This window comes from Streptococcus oralis (genome assembly GCF_003943825.1).
Taxonomy (GTDB): Bacteria; Bacillota; Bacilli; order Lactobacillales; family Streptococcaceae; genus Streptococcus; species Streptococcus oralis_CD.
Genome location: NZ_RJNJ01000112.1, coordinates 1 through 565, shown reverse-complemented (window position 1 = coordinate 565; position 565 = coordinate 1). Strand labels below are relative to the sequence as shown.

Here is a 565-nt window from a genome sequence, read left to right as displayed (position 1 = left end):
AGTCATTGGCATCGAGAATCTTGGTCAAAAGTGGAAATACAGGCTCTGGACGATTGCCAAACAATTCACGGTGCTCCGCATACAATGTGGCTAGGTCTGTTCCCTCAAAGCGCCCATTAGCGACCTTAGAAACTCCATTTGGGTGGGCTGAAATAGCCCAGTATTCCCCGATTTTTTCACTTGGAATGTCGTAGCCAAACTCATCACGTAGCTTGGTACCACCCCAGATTTTTTCTTGCATGACTGATTGTAAAAATAATGGTTCTGACATGTCGATCTCCTATCTGATTTTTCTCCCCTCATTATAGCAAAAAGCTAGGTCTTATTGAACTCTTTTTCCTATCTTATAAAGTAGGGAGAAGATTTTGTAAAAATAGTGAACAAATGTGCTCTACTCAATACTTGCACCATTGCTGGCAATGACATCCTTGTACCAGTAAAAGGATTTCTTCTTACTCCGTTTGAGACTTCCATGACCTGCATTATCACGATCCACATAGATAAAGCCATAGCGTTTATTCATTTCGCCTGTTCCAGCTGAAACCAAATCAATACAGCCCCAAGT

2 protein-coding genes are annotated in these 565 nt (G+C 41.6%); both read right to left on the bottom strand.

Annotation, left to right across the window (positions count from 1 at the left end; genetic code table 11):
- The coding region (locus tag D8863_RS10885; RefSeq protein WP_312023397.1) for a type I phosphomannose isomerase catalytic subunit at window positions 1-271 on the bottom strand (271 nt) is incomplete at its 3' end.
- Between the two features lie 120 nt (window positions 272-391).
- Window positions 392-565, bottom strand: a 174-nt coding sequence (locus D8863_RS10880) for a family 1 glycosylhydrolase (protein WP_125441879.1), incomplete at its 5' end; no start/stop codon positions are given.